Here is a 21,928-nt window from a genome sequence, read left to right on the forward strand (position 1 = left end):
CGACGCCGACGACCCGCGACCGATCAGGCGGTCTGGGTAGCGCCGAGCGCTTCGAGCAGCGCGTCCGCGCCGGCGTGAGACGACTCGGGGCCACGCGCGGTGAGGAGGTCGCCATCGACGGTGACGCTGGTGTCCGAATCGAGCTCGGCGTCCCAGTCGCCGCCCGCCGCGATCACTTCGTCCTCGGTCCAGTAGGGGAGCTTGCGCCCGTCGGGCATGCGGTCTTTCTCGTCGACGATGTCTTGTTCCCACTCGTTGGGGAACCCGGTCACCTCGCGGTCCTCGACGAGGAAGCCGCCGTCGCTACGCCGCGCGAATCCGAGGATTCCGACCGCGTGACAGACGACCAGCGCCTTCCCGCCGTCCTCGCGCTCGACGACCTCCCGGAGGAGCGCGCGGGCGTGCTTGTCCTGGTTGACGTCCCACGCGGTGCCGTGGCCGCCCGGAATCACGAGGGCGTCGTACGCGTCGGCGTCGGCGTCCGCGACCGCCATCGGATTCTGGAGTCGCTCGTCGTTCTCGTGGGCCTTCCTCACCCGTTCGGCGGTCTCCTCGCCGACGTTCTCGGGGTCGATCGACCGTTCGTCGACGACCGGCACGTCCCCGCTCGGGGTCGCCACGTCGACGTCGACGCCGGCGTCCGAAAGCGCCTCCAGCGGATCGACACATTCCTCTGCCCAGTAGCCCTCCTCGCTGACGACGAACAGTGCTGATGTCATCACCAGTGGTAGGCCCCGTAGTTCAATAAGCGGCGTGGCCTCTCACCGGCTTGCCGCTTCCGGAAGATGTCGCCGTCGTGGAGCCCCGCGTCGAGTAGGTCGCACAAAACAGCGGGAGGTAGATTCGAACGACGGCCGCTCCGGGACGCTCCACTCTCGTTCGAATCTACTTCGCGCGAGAGTGCCGAACTCGACGGGGACGCTCGGCGACGAAGCGTCTCGCGGAACTGAGTTCGGCAAAAGTATAGCGGGAGGTAGATTTGAACTACCGATCTGCGGGTTATGAGCCCGCCGGAATCTCCTGGCTATCCCATCCCGCTACTATCTCGTAACCCCGTTTGACGGATAAGGATTGTGATTCGGTCGCCCTGTGTGGGTTTGTGGCGGTGAACCACCCCGGCTCGACCCCGACGGTCCCGGGGTCTCGGGGCCGCTACGTCCGTCGAGACTCCCAGAAACCCCAAGAGGTTTATCGGTTCGCGGCCCGCCTATTGTCGATGGAGTACGCGCTCGTCGTGCTGTGGCTCGCCGCGTTTCAGGCGCTGGCGTTCGCCGCGCTGCCGATCGCCGCCCGGCTGTTCGTCCGGTTTCCCGACCGGGGCGCGAGCTTCGCGGTCCCGGTCGGGCTGGCGGTCACGACCACCGCGGTCTTTCTGGTCGGACACGTCGGGTTCGGTCGGTGGACCGCCTTCCTCGGGGTGGCGGTGCTCGCGGGGCTGTCGCTGGTCGTCCTCCGGCGCGAGACGGACTCGCGGGTGATCCGCCCCCGCGGGTACGCCGAGGCCGCGCTCGTCTTCACCGTCGCTTTCCTGTTGCTGGTGGCGGTCCGTGCGGTCGATCCCGCGATCGTCCCCGGGGGCGGCGAGAAGTTCCTCGACTACGGCATCTACCGGTCGTTACTCCGGGCCGACGCCCTGCCGCCGGCCGACATGTGGTGGGCCGGCGACCACGTCCGCTACTACTACGGCGGCCACCTGATGGCGGCGGTCCTCACCCACCTCACCGGCACCGCGCCCGAGTACGGCTACAACCTCGCGCTCTCGGGGTTCTACGCCTCGCTCGTCACCGCGGCCTACGGGCTGGCCGCGGCGCTCGGCGATGCTCGCGGCGCCTCGCGGACGACCGCGGGCGCTCTCGGGGCCTTCTTCGTGGGGGTGGCGAGCAACCTCGTCGTTCCCGTGACCGGGCTGGTCTGGCTGGTTCCGGACCCGATCGCGTCGGGGATCGCCGACCGCCTCTCGGGAGCGATCGACGGGAGCTCGGCGAGCGACCTCGTCGCCTCGGGACTCTCGGAGTTTGGCTACTGGGCGCCGAGCCGCGTGATCCCCGGCACGATCAACGAGTTCCCGCTGTTCGCGTTCCTCAACGGCGACCTGCACGGCCACATGCTCAGCACCCAGTTCCTGTTGGTGATCGCCGCGCTGGGGTTCGCCTACTACCGGACCGACCCCGGGAACCGCCGACGGCGTCGGGTCCTCGCGCTCGTCGCGCTCCCGCCGGTGGTCGCTCTCCTCACGCTCGTCAACGTCTGGAGCCTCCCGACCGGGCTCGGGGTGGCGTGGCTCGCGTTCGCGTTCGGTCCCGCCGATCCCCTCACCCTCCTGCCGGGCGTCGCGACCGGGGCCCGGAGCGCCTCGGTTCCGGACGGCGGGACGGCCTCGCCCGGGGCCGCTGTCGCCGCCGAAGCCCGCCGGATCGGCGCGGCGTTCGTCGGGGCGGCCGCGGTCGGCGCGCTCGCGGTCGTCTGGCTCTCGCCGTTCGTCGTGGGCGTGTTGCTCCAGTCGGCGAGCAACCGGAGCCTCGGCGTCCTGCCGACCCCGACCACCGCGACCGGCCTCCTGCTCGTCCACGGCGCCTTTTTGCTCGCGTTCGCGCTGTTCCTCTGGCCGCGGGCCCGCGAGTCGCTGTCGGTCGACCCCGGCCGGTTCGGCGTCCTCGCGGCCGCGCTGGTCGCGGTCGGGTGGTGGCTCGGGTACCCGGTCGTCGTCCTCGTGGTCCCGCTGGTGGTCGCGGGGTGGCTCGTCCTCCGGGCCGACGGCGACGTCGGCTACGAGACCGTGTTGGTAATCGCGGGCGCGGGGCTGGTCACGCTCGTGGAGTTCGTCTACGTCGAAGACAGCGCAATCTCCGGTCGGTTCAACACCGTGTTCAAGGTGTACATGCAGGTGTGGGTGCTCTGGGGCCCGGCCGCCGGGGCCGCGCTGGCGACTCTGATGAGCCAGCGAGCCGACTTTGAGTGGTCGGTGCCGGGCTTCGACGTCTCGCGGGGCGACGTCGCGACCGGCGTCGCCGTCGCGCTCGTGCTCTCGACCGGCATGTACGGCGGGCTCGCGCTGGAGAACCACTTCGAGTCGACCGGCGCCGACGGGGCGACCCTCGACGGCCTCGCCTATCTCGACGACCGCCACGCCGACGAGGGCGAGGCGATCCGGTGGCTCGACCGCAAGTCGGGCCAGCCCCACGTCGTCACCGCGCCGGGTCGGAGCCCCTACTCGTGGTCGAGCCCGGTCCCGTCGCTGACCGGTCTGCCCGCGGTCGTCGGCTGGGTGTACCAGGAGGGCGTCTACCGCGGGTCGACCGTCGCCGAACGCCGGGCCGAGGACGTCGATCTCATCTATCGGGGCCAGTGGAGCGACCGCGCCGAACTGCTGAAGCGCTACGATGTCGAGTACGTCTACGTCGGCCCGCTCGAACGCGAGGCCTACGCCGACGAGAACCTCGACTTCGGGCGGTATCCCGGCATCGAACCGGCGTTCCGGAACGACGGGGTGGTCGTCTACGAGGTGAATCAGTCGGCGGTGTAGTCGGAGTTCCGGTCGCGCTCGCGGACCCACGCGCTCCGGCAGTCCTCACAGCAGAAGTCGTGTATCTGTATCCGGCCGTCCTCGTCGCGTCGGGTCGCGACCGGATGCCAGTCGTCGGTGTCTATCGGGTCGCCACAGCAGTGACACCCGATCGATGCGCTGTCGTTCCCGCGTTCGCGAGACTCCCTCGACGTGTGATCGAACCGGTCGGTCATCGCTATCGGCTCGCCGTCGCTCGACGTCGTTTCCGTCTCACTGTTCGAGGTCGGACCTACGTCCGGTCGCGGTCGGTATCGACGCCGCCGTCGGTCGCCGAGTCGAGGCGCTCGACCTCGATTTCGCCGTCGCCCCGGACGACGACGTCACAGCCGCCGAAGGTGAACGTGACGTGGCCGGCCCTGACGGCGCCCCGGTTGGTCGGCGCGAACAGTCGGTCGAGCGCGTCGGGATCGACGACGTGGTAGAGCGGGCCGACGTCGGTCGGATCGCTGTCGGTGGCGTCGGCGACGGCCTCGATGACTCGCTCGCTGGTCGCGGCTTCGAACGTGGTCGGAGTTGCTGTCTGGCTCATTCTCTGTCCCATCGGAGGTACCGTACGTAAAAATCGGTTCCCGGTAGGTGTATACGCGAGTCGATCCCGGTGGGGTTATATGTATAAATTGTCTCCGGACGGGTCCGAACCGATCTCGTGTGTGATATAGTGACACAGTAGATCGCGTCGGGGTTTCCGGCGGGTCGGCGTTCGATGGGGCTCACTCCGCGTCCTCGAAGTACAGCGAGAACAGCGCGCGCTCGCCCGCTCGGACGTGTCGGCTCACGGTCGGCTGGGACACTCCGAGCATCTCGGCGATGTCCTCGGCGGTGGCGTCCCGGGGCCACTCGAAGAAGCCGCCGAAGTAGGCGACTTCGAGCACCTCGCGCTGTCGCTCGGTCAGCCGGCCCTCCAGTTTCGAGGCGAATGCCTGCTCGGACAGCACGGGCTCGTCGCGCTCGCGGCGCGCGACCAGTTCGACTTCCTCGAACGCCGACTCGAACAGCTCCACGAACGTCCGGACGTTCGCGCTCTCGGGGATTCGGACCACGACTCGGCCCTCACCGTCGCTCGCGGTCAGCGACTGGGGGACCGCGCCGCGATTCACAAGCGACGCCAGGAACGACGACGCGACCAGCTCTCCCTCGTAGCGGTACTCGCCGTCGCGTTCGGCGACGAGCCGGGTGTTCTCGATCTCGGTCAGCGCCTCGGCGAACGTCAGCGTCTCCGTCGGCTCGGCCCCTCGCACGGTGAAAAACAGGTGGAGACTGCCGTCGCCGCGCTGGACCACGCTCTCGAACTCGAACTCCCCGTCGGTCTCGGTGACGAACGTCAGTATCGGGTACTCGGACCCTCGGACCCGGAAGTCGAGATCGATCGACCGGTCGCTCACGAGCGCCTGCTTGCGTTCGAGGGCGTTGAGCGCGTAGCCGGTGATGTCGCCGAGTTCGGCGAGCACGATTCGTTCGGTCTCGTCGAAGACGTCGGGCTCGCCCGCGTAGATGTTGAGCACGCCGTAGCGGTTCTCGTCGTAGACGACCGGGATCGCCGCGCTCGACCGATAGCCGCGCTTGAGCGCCTGTTCGCGCCACGGCTCGAACGGCGGGTCGCCGAAGATGTCGTTTTGGACCTGTGGCTCGCCGGTCCGGATCGCCCGACCCGACGGTCCCTGACTCTCAGGATCGTCCGACTTGGCCCGGACGGTCACGCTCTCCAGATACCCCTCCTCGACGCCGGCCGTCGCGGCCGGGACGACCTCCCCGGTCGCCCGATCGTACTCGCCGAACCACGCGAACCGGTAAGGGCCGCTCTCGGTCAGGCGCTCGCACACCGACCGCAACAGTTCGTCGCGGGTCGCGGCCTCGATCAGCGCCCGGGTCAGCTTCCGAATCACCTCGTTCAGCCTGTTCGCGCGCTCGAGCTCGCGGTTTTTGGCTTCGAGTTCGTCCCGGCGGCGTCTGAGCGTCTCCTCGCGTTCGGCCCGGTCGAGCGCCGCGGTGACGGTCGCACAGAGTAGTTCCGCGAGCGAGCGGTCGGTCTCGTCGAACGCGCCGGGCTCGGGGTCGCCCGCGAGAAACGCGCCGTGGCGCCCGAGCGGGACTGCCAGCACGCTCGCCATCGCCGCCTCGTCGCCCCGCTCGACCCGGAGGTCGTCGACGCTCCGGCTCTCGCTCGCCGCGAACGCCTCCCACGCGACGCCGTCGCCGCGCCGCCCCACGAGCGCGTCGTCGATCTCACCTCCGGCCCACTCGCGGGCCGCCGGGACCAGCGCGCCCGACTCGTAGCTGACGATCGCCACGTTCTCGAACCCGAGCGTCCCCACGCCGGCGTCGACGGCGGTGTCGTACACCTCGGCGTCCGTCTCCGCGTCCGCCAGCGACTGCACCAGATCGTGGAGCGAGGTGAGCTTCGCCTCCCGTCGCTTGCGGGCCGAGATGTCCCGAACGATCCCGACCCGCCCCGTCTCGCCGCCCTCGAGCGGGCACCGGGACAGCCGGATCTCGACGGGGCGCGACTCGCCGTCGGCGCTCGGTACTGTCGTCTCTATCGTCGCGGGGCCGCCCGACCCGTCGGCGATCTCCCGGAGGCGATCCGGGCTCCCGGCGAGCGACTCTCCGAAGACGCTCGCGGCGCGCTCGCCGAGCAGTTCGGTTCGGTCGATCCCCGTCAGTCGACAGTAGGCGTCGTTGACCGCGATGAACCGCGAGTCGGCGTCGAGCGCGTAGATGCCGTCGTCGACCGCTTCGACCATCGCCTCGTACGGTTCGAGCCGGCGCTCGCGCTCGGTCACGTCTCGGATCACGCCCGCGAACCGGCGTTCCCCGCCGCGGGTGAACTCGCTGAACGAGACGCCGAGCGCGAGCTCGCGGCCGTCGCGGTGACGACCGGGGAACTCGACGTACTCCCGGTCGAGGGTCCGATCGCCCTCCCGGAGGGAGCGTGCCATCGCCCCGCGGTGGCGCTCGGGGACGAGCCGCGCCAGCGGTTCGCCGATCAGCTCCGCCGGCTCGTACCCGAACACGCCCTCGACCGCGTCGTTCGCGAAGCGGACGACGCCGTCGGCGTCGACGACGAGCACGGCGTCGGACGCCGCCCGCGCGACCGCGCCGAACTCGGGTTCGGGTGACATCGGTCGATCGCCGTTCGCGGTCGCCGCGCGGGCGATCCGGTCGGCGAGCGCGCGCGCCGCGACGTCGGTTGACGCCTCCGGGGGCGCGGCCAGCGTCTCGACCGGCAGATCGGGGTCGGCCGCCCGGAGCGTTGCGGCCGCGTCCGCGACGTGTTCGTCGACGACCGCCCGGTCGATATCCCGGTCGTCGATCGCGGCGAGCGCCTCGGCGGCGGTCGTCGCGACCGAGACGTCGACCCCCGAGGGGCCGGCCGCGAGGTACGACTCGACGGCGTCCCCCCGCTCGGGGGTCGGTGCGACGTAGAGTACGCGGGCGAGGTCAGTCATCCGTTAGGTGGGGATCGTTTCGGTGGCGCACTGCCGGCGTCTCGTACCGGAACCAATGACTGGGACGGTAAAATAACACCGGCTACCGGGCTCCGGCCTCGCGACGGCTCAGACGTTCGATCCGAACCACGTCCCGAGCGTGAGCCCGTACACGACGTGGCTGAGGTGGAAGACGAGTCGCTCGTCGGGGTCGAGGTCCACGCCGAGCGCGCGGCCGAGTAGGACCCGGACGCCGAACGCCGACAGCGCCAGCCCGTAGGCGACCCCCAGCGCGGTCGCGCGCGCCTCGCGGCCCGCCTCCGAACCGCAGTCGCCGTCCGGAGTCGTCGCGCCGAGCGCTCGCGCGGCGAGTCCGCCGAAGACGCCGCCGGCGGCCGTCCCGTAGCCGAGGTGAAGCGCGAGCGCCTCCCAGCCGTAGTCGCCGGGCTCGCCCCCGAGATACTTCGCCAGAAACGGTCCGGTGGGCGGGAGCGACCTGCTGATCGGCATCCGGAACGCGGTCATCGCGACCGTCGCGACGGCGCCGCCGATCGCTCCCAGTCCGAGCTCGCGGCGGTTCGTCGGGCGGGCGTCGGTCGGTTCGTACGCGTCGTCGAGCGCGTCCCGGCGTTGCTGGCTCATCGGTTCGCGTCTCGACGCCGGGCGCGAAAGCTCTGGTGGCGGTCGGGCGTGCGTTCTCGGTGGTCGGCGTCGGCGACACTCGAATCCACCCGACAATTCTCGGGTCGCGGTAACGTCCCACTACTGCTTTCCGTCTCAGTGTCCAAGTCTCGTACGGGGGAAAACCAATGCCAATCGAAGACCTCGCACGCGACGACGTCGTCAGCGCCGGCGCCGAAACGACAGTTTCGGACCTCGCGACGACGATGCGAGACGAACGAGTGGGGAGTATCGTTATCACCGACGGCGCGACGCCGGTCGGCATCGTCACGGACAGGGACCTCGCGATGCGCGTGCTGGCCGACGGCGACGCGGCGGCCGACTCGACGGCCGAGGCGGTGATGTCAGAAGACCTCGTCACGATCGAGCGCGATCACGGCTTCTACGAGGCCGCGGACCTGATGAGCGACAACGGCGTCCGACGCTTGCCGGTCTGTGACGCCGACGGCGAGCTGACGGGCATCATCACCGCCGACGACCTCTCGGAACTCATCGCCGACGAACAACAGCACCTCGCGGACGTCATCCGGGCACAGCGGCCGCCGTACTGAGTCGCGGGCTCAGTTCGGACGGACCCCGGCGGCGACCGGGAGTCGGCCCGGCCGGCACGCTCCCGGTCGCGTCGCGAAGGGGAGGGCCGGTCGGGAGTCGACGCTCTCTATTCTCGTTTGCGTCCTTCGAAGAATGCGCCGACCGGGATTTGAACCACGGTCGTTCCCGTTCGCTCGCTCCGCTCTCTCACCTCCCATTCGCTGATTCAAATCCTCGTAGCGATTTTCGCCTCGCTTCACTCGCCAGAAAGTGCGCCGACCGGGATTTGAACCCGGGCCATGAGCTTGGAAGGCTCAGGTCCTACCACTAGACCATCGGCGCTCACTCTCGTTAGTCGCTCGCGCCGCGCATCGACGGACTTCGTCCGTCTCACCATCGGCGCTCGCACTCCTAAATTCCCCAGCCGACGTTAAGGGCCTTACTGTTTCGCGCCGCGGACGGTGGCGTAGCAGTTGCCCGACGACACCTTGAACTCGATCGGATCGAGGTCGCTGTCGGCCACGTCGGCCTCGAACTCGGCGGGAGCGTAGATGTGGTAGAACCGCGGGACGGTCTCGCCGCCGGGGAGCGTCCAGTCGACCTCGGTGTCGAAGCCCGCCTCCTCGTCGAACCGGTCGTGGGCCGTCGACCACGCGCTCACCAGCGCCCGGCCGTCTTGGGTCAGGACGCGGGCGAGTTCGTTCAGGCTCGCGACTCTGGCGTCCCGGCTCGGCAGGTGGTGGAGGGTCGCGACGTACACCGCCCGGCCGACGGCGTCGTCGCCGAGCGGAACCCCGGCGGCGTCACACTGCAGGAGGTCGGCGTCGAACCCCCGATCCGCGGCGCGGTCGCGGGCCTCGCGCAGGAGCCGGCCGCTCGCGTCGGCGCCGACCACGCGGTCGGCCGACTCCGCCAGTAGCTCGGCGTGGCGGCCGTTACCGCACCCGAGGTCGAGCGCGACCCCGACTCGCGGCGCGTCCGCCAGAAACGCCTCGATCTCGGGCCAGGCGTGTTCGCGGGTCTTCGAGAAGTGGGCCGCGATGCGGTCGTAGGTCGCTCGCACCTCGCGGCGCTCGTCCGCTCCGTCCATACCCGACGGTGGGCGTCCCGGCGGGAAAACCGCTCCGGGTTCCGTGCGCCGGCTCGGGGCCGGTCACGGCAACAGCAGGAACACCGCGTACGCGATCGCCAGCATGACCGCGGCGTGTTTCGCGCCGTTCTTCACGCTGGTCTCGCCCATCTGGCCGGCGACCAGCCCGGAGAAAAGCGCCTGTACCAGCGCGGTGTGGAAAAACAGGAGGGTGTAGGCTTCGACGTCGACCTCCGAGATGCCCGCGAGCGGGCCGCCGCTGATCGCGCCCCCGGTGTCCGGTGCGGCCGCGCCGGTCGGGAGGCTCGGGATGAGGATGCTGTTGAGCGAGCCGATGATGACCAGAAAGACCACGAACGCGAGGTAGATGATCACGACGTAGGTCACCATCTCCTGGCGGCGCTTGCGCTTGAGCCGGCGGGTGTCCTGCGCTTCGTCGGCCGCGATCCGGAGCACGCGCGCGAGGTCGCTACTTGCGTGCATCGCGTTACCGAGTAGCGTGGTGACCCGCGTGATCACCGGCGCGTCGATCCGGTCTTCGAGCCGGTAGAGCGCGGTCCGGGCCTCGACGCCCCACGCCATGTCGGTCCGGAGACGCTCGACCTCGGCGTCGAGGGCCCCGAGTTCGGTGTCGGCGACTCGTTCGAGGCTCTCGACGATCGACATGCCCGCCTCGTTGACGCTGGCGAGCCGATCGAGGAAGTCGGGCACCGCGGCCTCGATCGCGTCGATCCGCCGGCGGTGGAGCTCCTGGACGACCGCGAACGAGCCGACCACGACGAGCGCGGCCTGCACCACGAAGTCGTCGAGCGTCTCGACGGTGAGCGTCCCGGCCACGAGGTGGGGCCACGCCCGGAGCACCACCGAGAGCACCCCGAGCGGGACGGTCGCGTACAGCACGTACACGGGGTTTTCCCGGAGCGTGCGGGCCGGGTTCGACAGCAGGTCCCGGAGCCACCGGACCCGTTCGAAGGCCGCGAGACGCTCGAAGGCGAGCCCGGCCGACGAGTCGGCAGCGGGGCGCTCGCCCCCGTCGCTCCGGACCGCCGACCCCTCGACCGCCGGGCGCTCGGTCCCGGTCCGGTCGGCGTCGGGGTCGTCGGTCCGCCGGACCCCCGCCAACAGCCCGGGCGCGGCGTCGATCTCGCGGGCCTCTCGGGTCGCCCGGAGCGACTCGGTGATGCTGTCGAGGTAGATGATGAAGCCGACGTTCGCCAGCGGGACGGCGAAGTACGCGATGACCCGGAGCAACGGCAGGGTCCGGCCGATCGCCATCAGCCCCATGATGACGAGGATCGTGATGAAAAGGAGCGGCGCGACCACGAACACCGACACGTACGCCTCCGCGAGCGTGGCGAGCAGTTCGAGGAACGCCTCCTGTTCGGCTTCGGCGTCCTCGCGGTAGCGCTCGTACTGGTCGTCGAGGTACGCCGGGATCGACTGGCCGCTCTGGAGGACGCTGGCGAGGTTGTCGGTGAACTCCCGGAACTTCTGGCTCGGCGTGCGGTCGGCGAGGCGTTCGATCGCCGACAGCATGTCGAGGCCGGCGTAGTCCATCGACTTGACCGCGACCGCGACCTCCTCGGCGGTCTCGCCGTAGACGCTGCGGTTGCGCGCGAGGCTCCGCATGATCTCGGGAAACGCCATTCCGCTCCGGGACAGCGCGTAGAAGAACGCCACCGTCCGGGCGATGCTCTCGTCGATCTGGCGGGCGCGGGCGTTCGCCCGGTACGAGAGGTTCTCCCACCGGATCCAGTACGTGATCGCCCCGCCCGCCACCCCGAGGGTCGCGCTGCTGAACGCCAGCAGGGTGAACAGTTCCCCGAGCGAGAGATCCGGGAACACGAGCAGGTCCGCGAGAAACCAGAGCTGTTGGGGGAGCGTCGCCCGCACTGTTTCGGGCGAGATCTTGAACAGCGCGAGCACGCCCGCCGCCAGATACACCCCGACGACGCTCCCGGCGAGCGCGACCAGCCCCGCGTACAGCAGGGTCTTCGAGGCGTACATCCGGTAGGTGTCTTCGAGGTGGACCTCGTAGAGTAGTTCGCGGCGCTCGCGCTGGCGCCGCCCGCGGTCGGCGACCCACCCGTCGAACAGCGCCAGCGCGAGCCGGGTGAGCGCCCGATCGCCCCGGCGGGTCAGCGCCGCGAGCGCGAGCGGGACGCCGACGATCGCGACCACCGCGAGCGGGAGGTATTCGAGCATCATTCGAACCCGGCGTCGATCTCGGTGTCGAGGTCGATGGCGTCGAGCACGCGCTCGGGGTGGGCGTAGTACTCGTTTATCATCGCGGTGAACCGGCGGTAGTCGGTGACCCCCCGATCGCGGAGATACTCCAGGACTCGCTTGCGATTCCGGATCTCTTTGAGGAGTTCGCTACGCGACCAGCCCCGCTCGTCTTGGATCTCGTCGAGGACGGAGCTGTCGTTGCGCCGGAACGTGTCCTCGCCGGCGTTCCACGAGAAGGTCGTCGAGTAGTCGAGGTCGCCGGTGCGCTGGTCGATCCCCTCGATCTCGGCGAGCACCTTGTTCCGGCGGACTCGCTCGTCGCCGACGTACGTCAGCGTCTGGACCGACAGGATGTCCAGACTCTGGATCATCGCCCGGGGGACGTTGATGGGGTCGTTCTCGAGTCGATTGATGACCGTCTGGACCGAGTCGGCGTGCATCGTCGAGTAGGTGGTGTGGCCGGTGTTCATCGCCTGAAACAGCGTCATCGCCTCCTCGCCACGGACCTCCCCGACCACGATGTACTCGGGGCGGTGGCGAAGCGCCGACCGAAGCAGGTCGTACATCGTGATGTCGGCGGCCGACCCCCGGCGCTCGCGGGTGACCGACGACAGCCAGTTGTCGTGGTACAGCGCCAGCTCGCGGGTGTCTTCGATTGTGAGCACCTTCGAGCGCGGCGGGATGAACATCGAGATCGCGTTCATCGACGTGGTCTTGCCCGAGGCGGTCCCGCCCGCGAAGATCAGCGACTTGTTGGACTCGATGGCCAGCCAGAGGTACGCCATCTGGTCGAGGCTGAACGTACCGTACTCGATGAGGTCGACCGGCGTGAACGGCTCGTCGGCGTACTTCCGGATGGTGAACGCCGACCCGCGGGGCGTGACCTCCTCGCCGAGGGCGAGTTCGGCGCGCGAGCCGTCGGGTAGCGTGGTCTCGACGACGGGGTCGCCGATGCTGACGTGCTTGCCCGACCGCTGGGCCAGCCGCATCACGAGGTTGTCGAGTTCGCGCTGGCCGTACGCGATGTTGGTCTCGATGTCGGTGTAGTCGTCGTGGTAGACGAAGATCGGGAGGTCGTAGCCGTCACAGGAGATGTCCTCGATGCGGGGGTCGGCCAACAGCGGATCGAGCTTCCCGAACCCCCGAAACGACCGGTGGAGGTAGTAGAAGAGCCGATAGAAGCTCGCGGGCTCGACCTCGACGCCGTACACCGACAGCAGTTCGCGGAGCTCCTCTTTCAGCGCGGTCTCGGCCACGCGCTCGGCGGTCGCCTCGGCGTCGGGGTCGCCCTCGTCGGCGGTCTCCCCGCGGTGGATGAGCGAGTCGCGGATGTCGTCGATCAGCCGGTCGAGCAGTTCGGTTTCGAGGTCGTCGAGGTCGGGCTCGACCACCTGATACAGGTGTTCGTTCTCGACGTCGTCGTAGTTGACCGAGACGAACGCGAACGGGGCGTCGACCCAGTAGCGGTCGACCTCCTCGTAGCCGTCGAGCCCCGAGAACGAGACCAGCGGTCCGTGGTCGTCGGGATCGTAGCCGTCGACCTCGACCGACGAGCCCCGGAGCACCTCGGCGGTCCGGCGGAGCCTGCGCTCGAACTCCCGGATTCGGATCCGAACGTCGTCGGCGGTAAGCTCGGGCATGGATAGGCGAGTGACGGCGAGCGCGCCCGCCGTCGGGTTCACCCGGCAAATCGAATCGGGGGTACTTAAATCACGGGTCGACTCTCCCGCGGCGAGGGCTCGCCACATCGACGGTCCGGCGGCGTTACGTTCATGACGCGTCGGACCGTACGTCGAAGTACGGAATGAGGCGCGATTACTTCACGCTGGACGTTCGGAACGTCGACTGGGTCGAGGAGGGCGACGACGCTCGGAAGCCGACGGTACTCATCGATTTCGAGGGACCGTCCTCGACGCTCCGAGAGCGCCTCAGCGGGACCGACGGCGACCTGCTCGACGCGGGTGAGACCGACGTCGCGTTCCGGCTGCAGGGGCCGGTCGACGGCGAGGACACCACGGGGGTGGTGAGCGTCACCAACCGCATCACCGGAGACTTCGTGCTCGAACTCAATCAGGACGCCGACGACGTGCTGAAGTTCATCCGGGCCGCCCGCGAGTACGGCAAGGCCACCGGCGACCCCGACGGCCGGTACCACGTCGAGATCAGCATCAACGGCGAGGACCTCGTCGAGTACGACAAGGAGACGTTCCTCGTCTACAACCGCGACGGGAACCTCCTCCGCCAGCACAGCCTGATCCCGAGCGGCGTCGAGCTCTGAGCCCTCGGCCCGGTCGATCAGTACGTTCCGAACGCCAACAGCGCGATCCCGATGAGCGCCGACAGCGCCACGATTCCCCACAGTAGATAGTCGAACAGTCCCTCCGGCGTGGTCGGACTCGGTAGTTCCATGTGCTCCCGTACGCAAGTCGACGGTTTAGGTTTCACGGGTCACCGATTCGGCCCGCTCCGGCTCAGGCCGGCCCGGCCGGTCGCCGGCCGATCTGTCAGCGCCCGGAGGGTCGCGCCCCGAACCGCGGAAAGCTAAGTGGTCCCGGACGCGAGATAGGCCACATGGATCTGTTCGGAACCGCGGGTATCCGCGGCAGCGCAGTCGAGACCGTGACCCCGGAGCTCGCGCTCGCGGTCGGCCGCGCGGCCGGCCGCGAGGCGGTCGAGCGCGCCGGGACCGACGCCGACCGGACGGCGTTCGTCGTCGCCCGCGACGGTCGCCAGACCGGCCCCGCGCTGGCGGCCGCGATGGAAGCGGGACTGGAGAGTGCGGGCGCGGACGTGCGCCGGGCCGGCCAGCTCCCGACCCCCGCGCTCGCGTTCGCCTCGCGCGGCCGGCGGGGCGCGATGCTCACCGCGAGCCACAACCCCCCGACCGACAACGGCATCAAGCTGTTCGTCGACGGACAGGAGTACGACCGCGACGCCGAGCTGACGGTGAACGACCGGGTCGAGGCCGACGAGCCGCCGGTCGCGTGGGACGAGTGGGGCGGCGGCGAGCGCACCGACGTGCTCGACGCCTACCGGGACGCGGTCACCGACTACGCGATCGGTCACGGCGCGCCTCTCGACGGGCTCCGGATCGCGGTCGACTGTGGCAACGGGATGGCGGCGGTCGCCACCCCGCAGGTGCTTCGGGCGCTCGGGGCCGACGTGGTCGCGCTCAACGCCAACGTCGACGGCCACTTCCCCGGCCGGGAGAGCAAGCCGACGCCCGAGACGCTCGCGGACCTCCGGGAGTTCGTCGCGGCCGACGAGGCGGCGTTCGGGATCGGTCACGACGGCGACGCCGACCGCATCGTCGTCGTCGACGGCGACGGCGAGGTCGTCCACGAAGACACCGTGGTCGCGATTCTGGCGTCCCACTACACCGCGGCCAGCGACGCCGACGACCCCGTGGTCGTGACGACGCCGAACGCCTCGGGCCGCATCGACGAGCAGGTCGAGGCCGCGGGCGGGCGGGTCGAGCGGGTCCGACTCGGCGCGCTCCACGAGGGGATCGGGGCGGCCCGGGCGGCGGGCGCCGAGGGGACCGAGGTCGCGTTCGCGGCCGAGCCGTGGAAGCACGTCCACACCAGGTTCGGCGGGTGGATCGACGGCGTCGCGAGCGCGGCGGTGATCGCCCGACTGGTCGCGGCCGCCGGCGGGCTCGGGCCCCTCCGTGACCCCGTGACCGAGCGCCCGTACCGCAAGCAGAGCGTCGCCTGTCCCGACGACGCCAAGACCGCGGCGATGGGGCGACTGGAGACGGCGATCCCCGAACGATACCCCGAGGCGTCGGTCGAGACCGAGTACGGCGTCCGGGCGACCCTGCCCGACGGGTCGTGGGTGCTGGTCCGCCCCAGCGGCACCGAACCGTACGTGCGAGTGTACGCAGAGAGCGACGACGTCGACGAACTGGTGGGGTCGGCGGTCGCGGCGGTCGAGGCGGCGATCGACGCCGCGAAGTAGTCGCTTCGCTGAATTCTCAAACCGCTGAGTATTCGGGTTTCAGCCCCGAAGCGACGGGTTTATGCGTAGGTGACGGAACCGATACCGTAAGATGACGAAGATCGACGACCGGAGACGGCAGATCGTGAAAGTCGGCGGTGCGAGCGCGCTCGGACTCGGCCTCGCCGGCTGTCTCGGCGGCGGCGACGGGAACGAGGAGACCACCGCGGCCGACGACGCCGACGGAAACGGAGAGACCACCGAGAGCGGCGGAGTCACCGACGTCGGGATGGTGTACGCGACCGGCGGGCTCGGCGACAACTCGTTCAACGACATGGCCCACCAGGGCGTCCAGGACGCCGCCGACGAGTACGACGTGGAGTTCACGAACGCCGAACCCGGGAGTCCGAGCGAGGTCGCGAACCTCCAACAACGGTTCGCCCAGTCGACCGACCCCGACTACGATCTCATCCCCTGCATCGGATTCGTCCAGCAGGACTCCCTCTCGCAGAACGCCGCGAACTTCCCCGATCAGAACTTCATGGTCGTCGACACCACCGTCGACGCCGACAACGTCGCCAACTACGTGTTCAAAGAACAAGAGGGGTCGTTCCAGGCCGGCCACATGGCGGGGCTACTCACCCAGATGGACTTCAGCGCGGGCGCGGGCGAGACCACCGACGACGCGGTCGTCGGCTTCGTCGGCGGGAAAGAGACCCCGCTGATCAAGAAGTTCGAGGCGGGATACCGCGCGGGCGTCGCCCACGCCGACGGGGACGTCGAGGTCCGGACCGCCTACGCCGGGTCGTGGAGCGACTCCGCGCAGGGCCAGGAGATCGCGCTGTCGATGTACGACAAGGGTGCAGACTTCGTCTACCACGCCGCGGGCGGGACGGGCAACGGCGTCTTCAAGGCCGCCCAGGAGGCGGGCCGGTTCGCGATCGGCGTCGACGCCGACCAGTCCAAGAGCCTCGCGAAGTACGACGACGTGATCCTCGCGAGCATGGTAAAGCGGGTCGACGAGGCGGTGTACCGGTCGATCGAGAACGTGGTCAACGGCGAGTTCGAGGGCGGGAGCACCGAGACGCTCGGCCTCGAACAGGACGGCGTCTCGGTCGTCTACGGCAACAACATCGGCTCGGAGGTCCCCGAAGACGTACGGTCGGCGCTCGAAGAGTCCGAGACCGCCATCGTCGAGGGCGACATCGAGGTGCCGACCGACCCCAGCGACCTGTAACGGTCTTTCGTCGGGGCGGCCGGTCGAGCAACAAAGCGTCGATTTCATCACGGACGATGGTGATGGTACCGGTATGCGGGGGAGACACACGAGACGACGCTTCTTGGGGGGAATCGCCGGTGTCGCGGCGCTCGGCACCGCCGGATTCGTACAGGACGACGTGACGAACGTCGGGATGGTGTACGCGACCGGCGGGCTCGGGGACAACTCGTTCAACGACATGGCCCATCAGGGCGTCCAGAACGCCGCCGACGAGTACGACGTGGCGTTCACGAACGCCGAGCCCGGGAGTCCGAGCGAGGTCGCGAACCTCCAGCAACGGTTCGCCCAGTCGAGCAGTCCCGACTACGACCTGCTCTGTTGTATCGGGTTCGTCCAGCAGGAACCGCTCCGGCGCAACGCCGAGCGGTTCCCCGACCAGCGGTTCATGGTCGTCGACACCACCGTCGACGCCGACAACGTCGCCAGTTACACGTTCCGCGAGCAGGAGGGGTCGTTTCAGGTCGGCCACATGGCGGGGCTACTCACCCAGATGGAGTTCAGCGCGGGCGCCGGCGAGACGAACGACGACGCGGTCGTCGGGTTCGTCGGCGGCCGGGAGGTGCCGTTGATCGAGAAGTTCGAGGCGGGGTACAAGGCGGGCGTCGCCCACGCCGACGAGGACATCGAAGTCCGGACCGCGTACGCGGGCGCGTGGAACGACCCGGCACAGGGCCAAGAGATCGCGCTGTCGATGTACAACGAGGGTGCAGACGTCGTCTACCACGCCGCGGGCGGCACCGGGAGCGGGGTGTTTCAGGCGGCCCAGGAGGTGGGCCGATTCGCGATCGGTGTCGACGCCGACCAGTCCGAGAGCCTGCCCGAGTACGCCGACGTGATCCTCGCGAGCATGGTAAAGCGTGTCGATCGGGCCGTGTTCCGGTCGATCGAGAGCGTCGTCGACGACGAGTTCGATGGCGCGACCAACGTCCTGGGGCTCGAACGCGACGGTGTCGCGGCGGTGTACGGCGCCGAACTCGGCGACGCCATCCCCGAGTCGGTCACCGAGAGCCTCGCGGCGTCCCGGGAGGCGATCGTCGCGGGCGAGATCGAAGTGCCGACCGAGATCAGCGAGCTGTAACCGTCGTGTCGGCCGTCCGAGACTCCGGAAAATAATTCCGGGTTCCTTAAGCACGCCGGCCCGGAACACCGAGACAGATGAGCGCAGCCGTCTATCTCGAGGGGATAACAAAGCGGTTCCCCGGCGTGGTCGCCAACGACGAGGTCGACCTCGAAGTCGAGGAGGGCTCGATCCACGCCCTGCTCGGTGAGAACGGCGCGGGAAAGACGACGCTGATGAACGTCCTCTACGGACTGTATCAGCCGGACGGCGGGACCGTCCACCTCGACGGGGAACCCCGGGAGTTCGAAACGCCGCGGGACGCCATCGACGCGGGGGTCGGGATGATTCACCAGCACTTCATGCTCGTGGACACGCTCACCACCGCCGAGAACATCGTCCTCGGTCACGAGCCCCGCAAGTGGGGCGGGCTCGCGATAGATCGCGTCCGGGCCGATCGGGAGGTCCGGGAGCTGAGTCGGCGCTACGGGTTCGACGTCGACCCGGAGGCCCGGGTCGAGAACGTGAGCGTCGGGGTCCAACAGCGCGTCGAGATTCTAAAGGCGCTGTACGGCGGCGCCGACGTGCTGATCCTCGACGAGCCGACCGCGGTGTTGACCCCACAGGAGGTCGCGGACCTCTTCGAGGTGTTCGACGAACTGGCGGCCGAGGACAAGACGATCATCTTCATCACTCACAAGCTCGGGGAGGCGATGGAGGCCGCCGACGACATCACCGTCCTCCGGAACGGGAAGAACGTCGGCACCGTCGACGCCGACGCCACCACCCGCGAGGAGCTCGCGGAGCTGATGGTCGGCCGGGAGGTGTTGCTCGAAGCCGACAAGGAGCCCGCCGACCCCGGCGCGGTGGGGCTCGCGGTCTCGGACCTCCGAGTCACAGACGACCGCGGGGTCGAGCAGGTCCGCGGCGTCGACATCGACGCCAGAGAGGGCGAGGTGTTCGGGATCGCGGGCGTGGACGGCAACGGCCAGTCCGAACTCGTCGAGGCCGTCACCGGGCTCAGGACGCCCGAGTCGGGGCGGGTCGAGATCGGCGGCGAGGACGTGACCGACCGGTCTCGGCGCGAGCGCATCGACGCCGGGATGGCCTACATCCCCGAGGACCGCCAGGAGCGCGGGCTCGTGATGGAGTTCGACCTCGTGGAGAACGGACTGCTCGGGAGCCAGCACACGAGCGAGTTCGCCGCCGGCGGCCGCATCGACTGGGAGCACACCCGCGAGCACGCCGAGGAGATCATCGCGGAGTACGACGTGCGCCCGCCGAACGCCGACGCCGAGTCGGCGTCGCTGTCGGGGGGAAACCAGCAGAAGTTCATCGTGGGCCGGGAGTTCGCCCGCGACCCGGACGTGATCGTGGCCTCTCACCCGACCCGCGGGGTCGACGTGGGCTCGATCGAGTTCATCCACGACCGCCTGCTCGACCTCCGGCGGGCGGGCAAGACGGTGTTGCTCGTCTCCTCGAAGCTCGACGAGGTCCAGCAGCTCTCGGACAGGCTCGGCGTCATGCACGAGGGCGAACTCGTCGACGTGGTCGATCCCGATCGGGTGACCGAGGAGGAGCTCGGCCTGCTGATGGCGGGCGAGACCCCCGAGGACGCCCCGAGCATCGCCGACCCCCCGGGTGGTGACCGATGAGCGGCGACGACTCGACGATCGGTCGCGCGCTCGGCGGGCTGGTCGACGCCTCGGCGATCGAGCGCATCCTGATCAGCCTCGCCGCGCTCGGGCTGTCGGTCGTGGTCGGGGCGGTGGTCGTGCTGATCTCCGGGTGGGTGTTGTCGCCGTGTCCGTCCGCGCCGTTCGCCACGCTCGGCGGCCTCGGTGAGTTCTGTTACAACCCGATCGAGGTGTACTGGGTCCTCCTGAAGGGAGCGTTCGGCTCGACGTTCAACCTCGCGACCACGCTCCAGGAGACGACGCTGTTGCTGTTCACCGGGCTGTCGGTCGCGGTCGCATTTCGGGCGGGCATGTTCAACATCGGGACGCAGGGCCAGCTCGTGCTGGGCGCGCTCGGCACCGGCCTGTCGGTGCTGTGGGTCGCGCCGGTCGTGCCGGCCGGCCTGGTCGGCGGGGTCGTCCTCGTCGCGGTCGGCCTGCTGGTCGGGGCGGCGGTCGGCGGCTTCTGGGGGGCGATTCCCGGGGCGCTGAAGGCGTACGCCGACGCCAACGAGGTCATCACCACGATCATGCTCAACTTCGTCGCGACGGGCATCGCGTTCACCCTCGTCTCGGAGGTGTTCAAAGACCCCGGGAGCCAGACGGTCCAGACCCGGTTCGTCCCCGAGTACGCCCAGCTCCCGGCGTTGGTCCTCGGGATCGACGGGTTCTCGATGCTGGCGCTCGTCGGCGGGCTGGCGCTCGCCGGACTCGTCTACTGGGTGCTTCGGGGGACCAGCTTCGGCTACGATCTCCGGACCAGCGGGGTCCAGCCCGACGCCGCCGAGTACGGCGGCGTCGACGCCAAGAAGACGATGGTCTCCAGCATGGCGCTGTCGGGCGCGCTCGGCGGCGTCGGCGGCGCGGTGTACGTGCTGATGGTCGCCGGCCAGTGGCAGAGCGGCATCCCGTCGCTCGGGTTCGACGGCATCACCGTCTCCATTCTGGCGGGCAACAACCCGATCGGCGTGGTCCCGGCCGCGCTCCTGTTCGGTGCGCTGAAGGGCGGGAGCCTCGTCATCGAGTTCGACCTCGCGGTCCCCCAACAGCTCGTGGGGGTGCTCCGCGGGCTGGTCATCCTGTTCGTCGCCATGCCGGAGTTCTTCCGGATGGCGGGAATCCGCTACGGCTACGGCGACGACGAGCCGGCGGTCGCGACCGACGGCGGGACGCCTCGGGAGGGCGGCGCCGACGACGGAGGTGACTCCGAATGAGCTACGCCGACACCTCGCGCAAACGGCGGTGGCTCCTCGGCGCGGTCGGACTGGTGGTCGCGGCGCTGATCGCGATCGAGGTGCTGTTCCCTGCCAACCCGTTCACCGGGCTCGCGGTCGTGTTGCTCACGCTGGTCACCGACCCCAACTACGTCGGCTCGGTGCTCCGGCTGACCGTTCCGATCGCGTTCGCGGCGCTCGGCGGGATCTTCGCCGAGAAGTCCGGAGTCATCAACATCGGGCTCGAAGGCCTGCTCATCATCTCGGCGTTCACCTCGATCGCGGTTGCGGCGACGCTGGGCGGGGGCACCCCGAGTCAGTTCGACCTCTGGGTCGCGTTCGGCGTCGCGGTGCTGGCGAGCGTCCTGTTCGCGCTGCTGTTCGCGGTGGTCTGCATCGAGTACAAGGCCGACCAGATCATCGCGGGGCTGGCGGTGTGGCTGATCGCGCTCGGGCTCGCGCCGTTCGCCAGCAAGGTCATCTGGGGGCAGGTCAACAGCCCGCCGATCGCGACGCTCAACGACTGGACCGTGCCCGTCCTCTCGGAGATCCCGTTCTTCGGGCCGGTGCTTTTCGACGCCAACCCCACCGTCTACATGCTGCTGGTCGCGGTCGCGGCGTCGTGGTACACGCTCAACCGCACCGCGTTCGGCCGGTGGATCGAGGCCAGCGGCGAGAACCCTAAGGCGCTCGACACCGTCGGCGTCGACGTCCGGAAGGTCAGGTACGCCGGCGTCCTGCTCTCGGGACTGTTCTCGGGGATCGGTGGCGCCGGGCTCGCGCTCGGTCGCGTCGGCCAGTTCATCGGCGGCGGCACCACGATGATCAACGGCCGCGGGTGGATCGGCATCACCGCCTACCTGTTCGGCAACTACAACCCGCTCGGGGCGTTCGGCGCGTCGTTCCTCTTCGCGAGCCTCGACGCGCTCCAGATCCGACTCCAGCAGTTGGGGTACAGTATTCCGAGCGAACTCATCGGGATCATCCCGTACGTGACCGTCGTCGTCGTGCTCGCGTTCGTCGGCCGGACCCAGATTCCGGACGCCGCGGGCGAGCACTACGACTCGGGCGAGGACTAAGCGCGACCGTTTGCTGCGGGCGGCGCATACGCGCGCCACCCTTGCAAAAGCCCGATCAAAAACCTGCGCTCGTCCCTTCGGTCCTCGCTTGGTCCGCTCGCTCGGGCTTCGCCCTCGCTCGCGGGGACAACGTCCCTTGATGCTTGATTGGGGTAGCTCAATC

The 21,928-nt window shown here is 69.4% G+C and carries 17 protein-coding genes and 2 tRNA genes; 9 read left to right on the forward strand and 10 right to left on the reverse strand.

The window, feature by feature from the left end; translation table 11 throughout:
- Window positions 1-23: 23 nt before the first annotated feature.
- Window positions 24-719: a DJ-1/PfpI family protein gene (locus EPY72_RS00130; RefSeq protein ID WP_134672007.1), complete on the reverse strand. Its 696-nt coding sequence runs from the start codon at window positions 717-719 to the stop codon at window positions 24-26.
- A 245-nt stretch (window positions 720-964) separates the two neighbouring features.
- Window positions 965-1,039: transfer RNA gene (locus EPY72_RS00135), tRNA-Met, on the reverse strand.
- 177 nt (window positions 1,040-1,216) lie between these two features.
- On the opposite strand from EPY72_RS00135, the gene EPY72_RS00140 reads away from it, so the two are divergent.
- Window positions 1,217-3,523, forward strand: a complete 2,307-nt coding sequence (locus tag EPY72_RS00140; protein ID WP_135805212.1) for a DUF2298 domain-containing protein — start codon at window positions 1,217-1,219, stop codon at window positions 3,521-3,523.
- Here EPY72_RS00140 and EPY72_RS00145 read toward each other — a convergent pair.
- The 4 genes from EPY72_RS00145 to EPY72_RS00160 form a co-directional block, all read right to left on the reverse strand.
- Entirely contained in the window at window positions 3,508-3,738 is a 231-nt protein-coding gene (locus EPY72_RS00145; protein WP_135805213.1) for a DUF7576 family protein, read from the reverse strand. The two genes, EPY72_RS00140 and EPY72_RS00145, sit on opposite strands and share 16 nt — an antisense overlap.
- Window positions 3,739-3,794: 56 nt before the next feature.
- Entirely contained in the window at window positions 3,795-4,094 is a 300-nt protein-coding gene (locus tag EPY72_RS00150) for a DdfA family disk-determining factor (protein WP_134672010.1), read from the reverse strand.
- Between the two features lie 181 nt (window positions 4,095-4,275).
- The gene (locus EPY72_RS00155) at window positions 4,276-7,011 is read right to left on the reverse strand and encodes a PAS domain S-box protein (RefSeq protein WP_135805214.1); all 2,736 of its coding nucleotides are present in this window, start codon (window positions 7,009-7,011) and stop codon (window positions 4,276-4,278) included.
- Between the two features lie 108 nt (window positions 7,012-7,119).
- Window positions 7,120-7,632, reverse strand: coding sequence for a hypothetical protein (locus tag EPY72_RS00160; protein WP_135805215.1), 513 nt, complete (start codon window positions 7,630-7,632; stop codon window positions 7,120-7,122).
- 167 nt (window positions 7,633-7,799) lie between these two features.
- Here EPY72_RS00160 and EPY72_RS00165 point away from each other — a divergent pair, with 167 nt between their 5' ends.
- Window positions 7,800-8,222 carry a CBS domain-containing protein gene (locus EPY72_RS00165; RefSeq protein ID WP_135805216.1) on the forward strand — a complete coding sequence of 141 codons (423 nt, stop codon included), beginning with the start codon at window positions 7,800-7,802 and terminating at the stop codon, window positions 8,220-8,222.
- Window positions 8,223-8,473: 251 nt separating this feature from the next.
- Here the strand turns inward: EPY72_RS00165 and EPY72_RS00170 are convergent.
- The 4 genes from EPY72_RS00170 to EPY72_RS00185 all read right to left on the reverse strand — a co-directional run bounded on the left by EPY72_RS00170 (window position 8,474) and on the right by EPY72_RS00185 (window position 13,161).
- A tRNA-Gly gene (locus EPY72_RS00170) sits at window positions 8,474-8,544 on the reverse strand.
- A gap of 97 nt (window positions 8,545-8,641) precedes the next feature.
- Window positions 8,642-9,292 (reverse strand): class I SAM-dependent methyltransferase, encoded by a 651-nt coding sequence (locus tag EPY72_RS00175; RefSeq protein ID WP_135805217.1) that lies wholly within the window; start codon window positions 9,290-9,292, stop codon window positions 8,642-8,644.
- Between the two features lie 63 nt (window positions 9,293-9,355).
- Window positions 9,356-11,500, reverse strand: a complete 2,145-nt coding sequence (locus tag EPY72_RS00180) for a type II secretion system F family protein (RefSeq protein ID WP_135805218.1) — start codon at window positions 11,498-11,500, stop codon at window positions 9,356-9,358.
- Window positions 11,497-13,161 (reverse strand): type II/IV secretion system ATPase subunit, encoded by a 1,665-nt coding sequence (locus EPY72_RS00185; protein ID WP_134672016.1) that lies wholly within the window; start codon window positions 13,159-13,161, stop codon window positions 11,497-11,499. The genes EPY72_RS00180 and EPY72_RS00185 overlap by 4 nt, the downstream gene beginning before the upstream one ends.
- Window positions 13,162-13,325: 164 nt before the next feature.
- Between EPY72_RS00185 and EPY72_RS00190 the strand changes: the two genes are divergently transcribed.
- The 7 genes from EPY72_RS00190 (at window position 13,326) to EPY72_RS00220 (ending at window position 21,765) form a co-directional block, all read left to right on the forward strand.
- Window positions 13,326-13,799, forward strand: a complete 474-nt coding sequence (locus EPY72_RS00190) for a DUF5793 family protein (protein WP_134672017.1) — start codon at window positions 13,326-13,328, stop codon at window positions 13,797-13,799.
- Window positions 13,800-14,092: 293 nt separating this feature from the next.
- Window positions 14,093-15,481: a phosphohexomutase domain-containing protein gene (locus tag EPY72_RS00195; RefSeq protein ID WP_135805219.1), complete on the forward strand. Its 1,389-nt coding sequence runs from the start codon at window positions 14,093-14,095 to the stop codon at window positions 15,479-15,481.
- Window positions 15,482-15,572: 91 nt separating this feature from the next.
- Window positions 15,573-16,697, forward strand: a complete 1,125-nt coding sequence (locus EPY72_RS00200; RefSeq protein WP_135805220.1) for a BMP family lipoprotein — start codon at window positions 15,573-15,575, stop codon at window positions 16,695-16,697.
- A 103-nt stretch (window positions 16,698-16,800) separates the two neighbouring features.
- Window positions 16,801-17,817 carry a BMP family lipoprotein gene (locus EPY72_RS00205; protein WP_244605494.1) on the forward strand — a complete coding sequence of 339 codons (1,017 nt, stop codon included), beginning with the start codon at window positions 16,801-16,803 and terminating at the stop codon, window positions 17,815-17,817.
- A gap of 77 nt (window positions 17,818-17,894) precedes the next feature.
- Window positions 17,895-19,451: an ABC transporter ATP-binding protein gene (locus tag EPY72_RS00210; RefSeq protein ID WP_134672021.1), complete on the forward strand. Its 1,557-nt coding sequence runs from the start codon at window positions 17,895-17,897 to the stop codon at window positions 19,449-19,451.
- Entirely contained in the window at window positions 19,448-20,686 is a 1,239-nt protein-coding gene (locus tag EPY72_RS00215) for an ABC transporter permease (RefSeq protein WP_135805222.1), read from the forward strand. The genes EPY72_RS00210 and EPY72_RS00215 overlap by 4 nt, the downstream gene beginning before the upstream one ends.
- Window positions 20,683-21,765 (forward strand): ABC transporter permease, encoded by a 1,083-nt coding sequence (locus EPY72_RS00220; protein WP_134672023.1) that lies wholly within the window; start codon window positions 20,683-20,685, stop codon window positions 21,763-21,765. The genes EPY72_RS00215 and EPY72_RS00220 overlap by 4 nt, the downstream gene beginning before the upstream one ends.
- Window positions 21,766-21,928: the final 163 nt, after the last annotated feature.

The sequence above is a fragment of the Halorussus marinus genome, assembly GCF_004765795.1.
GTDB lineage: Archaea > Halobacteriota > Halobacteria > Halobacteriales > Haladaptataceae > Halorussus > Halorussus marinus.